Source organism: Variovorax sp. UMC13 (genome assembly GCF_014170375.1).
Classification (GTDB): Bacteria; Pseudomonadota; Gammaproteobacteria; order Burkholderiales; family Burkholderiaceae_C; genus Variovorax.
In genome coordinates, this window is sequence record NZ_LZZW01000008.1 from 1 (window position 1) to 8,027 (window position 8,027).

At 70.1% G+C, this 8,027-nt stretch carries 7 protein-coding genes; 1 reads left to right on the forward strand and 6 read right to left on the reverse strand.

Translation table 11 applies throughout. From position 1 onward, the window contains the following. From A9977_RS04415 to A9977_RS04440, 6 genes are all read right to left on the reverse strand, one after another. The coding region (locus A9977_RS04415) for an Hpt domain-containing protein (protein ID WP_183023676.1) at positions 1–3,026 on the reverse strand (3,026 nt) is incomplete at its 3' end. Between the two features lie 37 nt (positions 3,027–3,063). Continuing rightward, positions 3,064–5,310, reverse strand: coding sequence for a methyl-accepting chemotaxis protein (locus A9977_RS04420; RefSeq protein WP_259651815.1), 2,247 nt, complete (start codon positions 5,308–5,310; stop codon positions 3,064–3,066). Positions 5,311–5,416: 106 nt separating this feature from the next. Further along, complete coding sequence (locus A9977_RS04425; protein ID WP_183023678.1) at positions 5,417–5,956, reverse strand: chemotaxis protein CheW; 540 nt, start codon at positions 5,954–5,956, stop codon at positions 5,417–5,419. A gap of 16 nt (positions 5,957–5,972) precedes the next feature. Further along, positions 5,973–6,338 (reverse strand): response regulator transcription factor, encoded by a 366-nt coding sequence (locus tag A9977_RS04430; RefSeq protein ID WP_183023679.1) that lies wholly within the window; start codon positions 6,336–6,338, stop codon positions 5,973–5,975. Continuing rightward, the gene (locus tag A9977_RS04435) at positions 6,338–6,739 is read right to left on the reverse strand and encodes a PleD family two-component system response regulator (protein WP_183023680.1); all 402 of its coding nucleotides are present in this window, start codon (positions 6,737–6,739) and stop codon (positions 6,338–6,340) included. Before A9977_RS04435 ends, A9977_RS04430 begins: the two co-directional genes overlap by 1 nt. A 77-nt stretch (positions 6,740–6,816) precedes the next feature. Beyond that, positions 6,817–6,987, reverse strand: coding sequence for a rubredoxin (locus A9977_RS04440; protein WP_183023681.1), 171 nt, complete (start codon positions 6,985–6,987; stop codon positions 6,817–6,819). 111 nt (positions 6,988–7,098) lie between these two features. On the opposite strand from A9977_RS04440, the gene A9977_RS04445 reads away from it, so the two are divergent. After that, the coding region (locus A9977_RS04445) for a bifunctional hydroxymethylpyrimidine kinase/phosphomethylpyrimidine kinase (protein WP_183023682.1) at positions 7,099–8,027 on the forward strand (929 nt) is incomplete at its 3' end.

Below are 8,027 nucleotides of genomic sequence, written 5' to 3' on the forward strand. Positions count from 1 at the left end.
CCGGAGCCGCCCGCGGCCGGCGGGGGGGCCGCGGGCGGCTCCGGTTCGGGTTCGGGTTCCGGCACGAAGGCGGCGATGGGCGCCTCGTCGACGGCCTCTTGCGACACCGGCGCGGATTCTGATTCGGGCTCGGGCTGCACATCCGCCGGCATGGCCGGGTCCCACGGCATCTCGCTCGGCCGCGACAGCAGGCTGGCGAGCACCGCGAGGTCGTCCTGCGCATCCTGGGGATCGGCCGCGGCGGGCTCGACGGCCTCGACTACGACGGCCGGCGCTGGCGGCTGGACCTCGGGTTCCGGCACCGGTGGCGCCGCGGGCTGCAACCAGCTGGCGTCGATCGACGCATGGGCGGTCTCGAAGAAATCGATGTCCTCGCCCTGCGGCAGCTGCTGCGCGGGCGCGGGGGCCGGTTCCGACGGAGCGTCCAGCGCGCGCAGGTCGAAATCCAGGAAGTCGGTGGACGCGAAATCGTCGTCCATCTCGCTGTCGCGGCGGGCGCTCGCGCGCTCGGTCTCGGCCATGCGCGACGAGGTCTCCAATGCGTGATGCCCTGCGACGTCGGGCGCCGCGAGATCAAGCGCGAGCTCGGCCTGCGGCGGCACGTCGACCGGCGCCGGTGCCGGCGGCTCGGCCGCGATGTGACGCGCGGCGATCGCCAGCAGGTCGGGGTCGCTCAGGCGCGTGGGCGGCAGCGGGGCGCCGCTGCGCAGGGCCTCGGCCAGGCGGGCGAAGTCGTCGTCCTGCGCGTCGTGCGGCCGGCCGGCAGCGATGGCCTCGACCCAGGCGGCGAAATCCTTGAGCGCGCGGCCGGTGGCCTCGCACAGTTCGGGCGTGGCGGGACGCTGGTCGGCCAGCCAGAGGTTGACGACCTGCTCGAAGGACCAGGCGGCGTCGCCGAAGTCGGTCAGGCCGACCATGCGCGAGCTGCCCTTGAGCGTGTGGAAGGCCCGGCGCAGCACCGTGAGCGCGCCCATGTCGGTGGCATCGTGCCCGAGCGTCTCGAGCGCCGCCTGGCCGTTGACCAGCACCTCGCGCGCCTCGTCCAGGAAGATGTTGCGCAGGTCGTCTTCCTCGAGCTCCGTCACCTCGGTGTCGGGCAGGGACATCGGGCCGACGATCTTGGCGGTCCAGCTGTCGGCGGCGCGGCTGAATTCCTCGATCGGCGACACCGGCTTGCGGTGCGGCGTGGCCAGGGCGGCCAGCTTGGCGGCGATCTGGGCATCGACCTCCTCCACGCTGAGCGTGAGCTCGGCGCCGGGCGCCCCGGCCAGGGCCTCCGAAGACGCGGCGCCCGTCTCGGCGGTGCGGCCCATCAGCGGCTTGAGTTCGCCGGCCTCGGCGTCGAACACGAACAGGCGCTTGGCCAGCGCCGGCTGGTAGGCCAGCATGTCGATCAGGAAGCCCAGCGCGCCCAGGTTGTTGCCCAGCGAATCGAAATCGCGCGTCTCGTCGGCCGGCGATTCGGCGGCCGTCAGGTGGTCGACGTTCTCGCGCATGCGCTGCACGGTCTGTGCGGCCTGGTCGAGCCCCAGCACCGAGAACACGCCGCGCATCTGCAGCAGCTGCGTGGGCACGGTGCGCAGCAGCGAGGGGTCCTGCGGCCGGCGGAAGAACTGGTCGAGCGATTTCTCGAGATCGCTGAGGTTGGCGCGCAGCTCGTCGACCACCGTGCCCATCGACTGGCGGTCGCTCACGCGGCGGTAGAGCTCCTCCATCCAGGGCTCGAGCGGCTCGGCCCGGCCGCCCTCGCGCACCCGGTCGATGCGCCCGGCGAGCTGGACGGTGCGGGCCGTGAGCTGGCGGTCCTGCGGATCGAGGTCCTCGAAGGCGGCTTCCAGGTACAGCACCGAGGTCGCGACCTCCATGCCGAGCTCGGTGCCGGGCGGCTCGCCCGAACGCAAGGTGGCCTCGACCGCGTGGTCGAGCGCCTGCGCCATCGGCAGGCTGGCCGGATGCAGCTTCTGCAGCGATTCGCCGAGCTGCGTGAACGCATCGACGGCCTGACGGACGCGCGACAGGTCACCGCCGGACAGCGCCGACCACATCTCCTTGGCGGCCTCGATGCGCTTGCGGGCCTGGGCCAGCGCCTGCGGATCGAAGCGGCCGAACTGCTCGACCGCATAGTCGACCGGGGCCTCGTCCTGGACGCCCCAGGCGCGCCGCACCCGGCGCAGCGTGAGCACCTCCTCGCCGCGGGCCGGCGCGGCCTGCGCGCAGAAGAAGAGCAGGTCCTGCGCCAGCCGCTCCGACGTGGCGGCATCGCCGCCCCGGGCCAGCGTGGCGTACTGCAGCAGCACGCGCGAGGCGGCGCGCTTCACATAGAGGTCGATCGGCAGCAGCGACAGGCTCAGCGCCTCGAAGAAGCCGGCCGCCAGCATCCAGAAGCTGACCACGCGCGGCGCCGAGGCGCCGCGGGCCAGGCCGAGGCACAGCGCGTGCAGCCGGCGCGCCGCCTGCGCGTCGCCGTCCTGGACGATCTTGAGCACTTCGCGGTCGAGCTTGGAGCGCACGGCCGGGTCGTAGACCAGCGCCACCTGGGTCGGCGACGGGCGGATCTCGACCCAGCGCCAGGGATGGGGCCAGAGGTCGGCCGGGTGCACGCGGTCGCTGCTGGCCATCTGCAGCACGTCGCGGTACTGCGGAAACAGGCCGACCGCGGACACGGCCTTGCCGCCCAGCAGGGCCTGCAGGTAGTCGATCACCGCGAAGCTGGCGCGGTCGATCTTGTGCACCTCGGCCTCGGTGCAGCGCGCCGGCTCGTCGACGAAGCGCTGCACCGCGAACTCCATCGCGCCCACCACCAGCGCCGGCGTCTTGTGGCCGACCATGGTGAGCGCACCCACGGCCTGGTGCAGGTGCTGGCGCGCCTGGCGCAGCGGCCCGGCGTCGGACGTTGCCGCCACGTCGCGCGCGAAGCGGCGCAAGGACTTGCCCGTGCCCTCGAGGGTCTTCTGGACTTCGCCGATCACCCAGGCCAGCGGCCCCAGGTCATGGCTGTCGGGTGCGGAGGCGGAAGACTCGGCCATGGCGGACGAAGGGGTCGACACGTTCGGCGCCCGCGGTTCAGACGATCTTGAAGCGAGCCACCGACTGGCGCAGCTCCTCGGCCATCTGCGACAGCTCGCGCACCTGCTGGGCCGTGGTGCGCGTGCCGTCGCCGGTCTGCTCGGTCACCGCGAAGATGTGCTGGATGTTGGCGGCCACCACGTTGGCCGAATCGGCCTCGCGCGAGGCGGACTGCGAGATCTGCTCGATCAGGTCGGCCAGCCGGCGCGACACGCGGTCGATCTCGGACAGCGCGGTGCCCGCGTTGTCGGACAGCTTGGCGCCCTCGACCACGCCCTGCGTGGAGCGCTCCATGGCGCCCACCGCATCCTGGGTGTCGGTCTGGATCGCCTTCACCAGCGCCGCGATCTGGCGCGTGGCGTCGGCCGAGCGCTCGGCCAGGCGCTGCACTTCCTCGGCCACCACCGAGAAGCCGCGGCCGGCCTCGCCCGCGGATGCGGCCTGGATGGCGGCGTTGAGTGCCAGCACGTTGGTCTGTTCGGTGATGTCCGAGATCAGTTCGGTGATTTCACCGATCTCCTGCGAGGACTCGCCCAGCCGCTTGATGCGCTTGGAGGTTTCCTGGATCTGGTCGCGGATCGAGTTCATGCCGCCGATCGCGTTCTGCACCGCCTGCAGGCCCGAGGAAGCGGCCTTGAGCGACTGGCGCGCCACCGTGGCCGATTCCTGCGCCTGCGAGGACACGCCGTTGATGCGCTCGGCCATGGTCAGCACCGACTGGCCGGTCTCGCGGATCTCGCGCAGCTGCTCGGTCGAGGCGGCCAGCAGCTCGGTCGAGGTGCTTTCCACCAGCGAGGTGGTGTGGGCCACGCGCGAGGCCGTGTTCTGCACGTTGCCCACCAGCAGCCGCAGTTCCTCCACCGTGTAGTTCACCGAGTCGGCGATGGCGCCGGTGATGTCCTCGGTCACGGTGGCTTCCTGCGTCAGGTCGCCTTCGGCCACCGTCTGCAGTTCGTTCATGAGCCGCAGGATCGCGGCCTGGTTGGCGCTGTTCACGCGGCTGGCTTCCTCGCTCAGACGCTCGGCCTCGAGCCGGTCCTTCTCGGCCGCGACCGCGCGCTCGCGGCCTTCGCGCACCTGCACGAAGCCCATGCCGCCGGCCAGCGCCAGCGCCGCCAGCGAGAGCACGACCAGCATCGCCAGCGTGCCGGCGCCCAGGCCGGTGCGGTCGGACAGCTTGGACTGCAGGTCGCCCAGCGACAGCCGCAGCGGCTCGCTGTCGGCCAGGATGGTGGCCAGGCCTTCGCGCGCCGACACCAGGCCCTGCAGGTTGCCCAGGATGGCGCCGGCCTGCGTGCGGGTCTGCTCGTAGGTCTTGAGGATCAGTTCGAGCTGCTGGCGGCTCTGCGCGTCGCGCGCGCCCGGCAGGCGCTGCTGTGCATTGCCGTCGAGCAGGCCGCGCGCGATCTCCTGGAAGGTGTTCAGGTCCTTGCCCAGGAGGAACACGGCGTCGGGGCTCACGCCCTCGACGGTCAGGAATTCGTTGGCCGACTTGCCGATGCGCTGCGTGAGCATCACCAGCTGGCCGGACGCCGAGATCTCGGGAATGGAAGCGCCCTGCTGCGTCTTCAGGGCGGTCAGCGTCTCGGTCATTTCCAGCAGGTCGGACGACTGCCGGTTGATGTCGCGCAGCGCGGCGCCCACCTGCGTCAGGATCTTCTGCTGGGCCAGCACGGCCTTGGCGCTCTTGTCGGCACGCTCGACCAGCGGCGTGATCTTGGCGAGTTCGGCGTCGTACTGGCCGCCCACGCGCTCCAGCTTGAGGGATTCGTCGCCGCTCGCCAGGCCCTGCACGCGGCGCGTCAGGTCGTCCGAGCTCTCGCGCACTTCGGTGAAGGCGGCGCCGTTGCCCACCAGCGCCTGCGACACCGACTTGGCCAGCCGCTGCGACTGCATCAGCGCCTGGCCGGTCGAGGCCACTTGCTGCGCCAGGCGGTCGGCGCGCAGGATCGCGGAGCCGGCCACCAGCAGCAGCAGCAGGACCACCACCGCCAGTGCGATCGCGAAGATGCGCAGCTGGCGCGCGGGATGCACGCGCAGCGCCGCCGCCACGGCCTGGGCCGCGCCGCCACCGCTGTCGGCCGCGGTCGGCGCGTTCGACGCCGCGGCGAAGGCCGGCTCGGCCGCCTGGAAGGCCTCGTACGACGGCGACGCCACCGGGGTGCGCGGCAACGACGGCTCTTCCGCCAGCGGCTGCAGGGTTTCGATGTTGTCCAGCGCCAGCGTCGAGCCGGCGCCATGCATGCGCTCGTTCGCGCTCTCCTCCGCGTCGGGCAGGTACTTCTTCAGCTTGTCGGCGATCGAGCTCACGGTCGGTCCTTCACTTGGATGTCAAAGCCCGGCCAGCCATTCAGGCGCCGATGCTCAGGAAATGGGATTGCTGCGACAAGGCCTGCAGGCTGAGTTCCTGCCAGGATTCGCCGTCGGCGTCCTGGTAGGTGTGGCCGACCCAGGCCGGGGCGTCGGCGGCCGGCGGCTGCGAATCGGTGAAGGCCTCGACGCCGCGCAGGCCCACCAGCCGGTCGACCAGCAGCGCGCAATTGACTTCCAGCAGCTCGTTGAGCGCCACCAGGCGCGACTGCGCCCGCGCGCCTTCGCCGGCAGCAACCGGCGCATCGGGCGGCTGGCCGGTCAGGAAGCTCGACAGCTGCACCACGCCGTAGAGGCCGCCGCGCAGGTTCGCCACGCCCAGGAACCAGGGCGCGGTGTAGGGCACCGCCTGCGGCGGGGTCCAGGGAAAGATCTCGCCGGCGTGGCCGAGCGGAAACAGGTAGCGCGCCTCGCCGGCCTCGACCGCCAGCCACGAGGCCGACACGTCCGAGGTGCGCGCCGCCTGAAGGCGCGCCGCCAGCCGGGACTGAAAGGCACGCAGGGCGTCGCGATTGGCCATGGCGGGATCGGGGGCCTCAGGCCAGCGCGCTGATCTTCGCCATCAGCTCGGCGGCGTTCACCGGCTTCACGATGTAGTCGCGCGCGCCCTGGCGCATGCCCCAGACGCGATCGGTTTCCTGGTTCTTGCTCGTGCACAGGATGATGGGCACGTTGGCGTACTGCGGGTTGCGCGCGATCGCGCGGGTCAGCTGGAAGCCGTTCTGGCCGGGCATGACCACGTCCATCAGGATCAGGTCGGGCCGCTCTTCCTCGATGCGGCGCATGGCGTCGTCGGCGTTCTCCGCGGTCTTGACCGAGAAGCCGTTCTTCTGCAGCAGGTCGCTCAGGAAGAACAGTTCGGTTTTGGAGTCGTCGACCACGAGCACTTTGTGGATGGGCATTACAGCGCCTCTTTGTTCTGTGCGATGCCGAACTGCTGCACGGCCTGCAGCAGCTGGTCCTTGGTGAAAGGCTTGGTGAGGTAGTCCTGCGAGCCGACCATGCGGCCGCGCGCCTTGTCGAACACGCCGTCCTTGGAGGACAGCATCACGACCGGCACGTTGGAGAAATCGGCATTGCGCTTGATGATGGCGCAGGTCTGGTAGCCGTCGAGGCGCGGCATCAGGATGTCGCAGAAGATCAGGTGCGGCTTGTGGTCGTTGACCTTGGACAGGGCGTCGAAGCCGTCCTCGGCCAGCAGGACCTCATGGCCGCCCTGCTTGAGGAAGATCTCGGCGCTGCGCCGAATGGTGTTGCTGTCGTCGATGACGAGCACCTTGTAACCGGACCCATTCGTGCTCATTGGCACACGCTCCTCGTATGAGACTGCCTCGACTACCGTGCCTCTGCCGCACCAGGGACCTCACCCTATGCCATGCTTCAGATCTCAACCATTTCGAAGTCTTCCTTGCGTGCGCCACACTCGGGGCATGTCCAGTTCATCGGGACATCGGCCCAGGCCGTGTTGGCGGCAATACCGTCTTCCGGCACACCCGCCGCTTCGTCGTAGATCCACCCGCAAATCAGGCACATCCAGGTTTTCGTGTTCATCGCAGCTTAAAGTCCCTGTACATAGAATGCAACGATTGTATCTAGACGTATCATCAAAATACCCGACGACCGTCGCACATACGCCACCATGGCGTGGGCGTCCGATGGCGTATGAAAACTTACCTACTACCGCCTTGCAGCGGTCGCGGCATGGCTGATCTTAACGACCCCTCCGCAGACGACCTGGCCGAACTGGACGTCGATCTCAATCCCCCCTGCGTGCTGGTCTTCAACGCCAGCGATCCCAGCGGCGCCGGTGGCCTGGGCGGCGATGCGCTGGCCATGGCGTCAGTCGGTGCTCACATGCTGCCGGTGGTGACGGGCGCCTATGCGCGCGACACGGCCGAGATCTTCGACCATTTCGCCTTCGACGAAGAGGCGGTGGCCGAGCAGACGCGCGCGATCCTCGAGGACGTGGAAGTGCAGCTGATCAAGGTCGGCTTCGCGGGCTCGCCGGAAATCCTCAGCACCATCGCCGAGACCGCGACCGACTACCCCGACGTGCCGCTGGTGGCCTACATGCCCAACCTGTCGTGGTGGGACGAGAACCAGATCGACGCCTACCTCGACGCCTTCCGCGAACTGGTACTGCCGCAGACCACGGTGCTGGTCGGCAACCACAGCACGCTGTGGCGCTGGCTGCTGCCCGACTGGAGCGGCGAGAAGCCGCCGACGGCCCGCGACATCGCCCGCGCCGCCGGCGAGCAGGGCACGCCCTACACGCTGGTCACGGGCATCATGCTGCCCGACCAGTTCATCGACAACGTGCTGGCCTCGCCGCAGGCGGTGCTGGCGAGCGAGAAGTACGAGCGCCTCGAAGCCGTGTTCGCCGGCGCCGGCGACACGCTGTCCGCCACGCTGGCCGCGCTGCTCGCCAGCGGCACCGACCTGGTGGCCGCCACCTCCGAGGCGCTGAGCTACATGGACCGCTGCCTCGACGCGGGCTTCAGACCCGGCATGGGCCACGTGCTGCCCGACCGGCTGTTCTGGGCCCAGCCCGAGGACGATGAAGACGAGGACGACGACGGCCCGGCCGATCC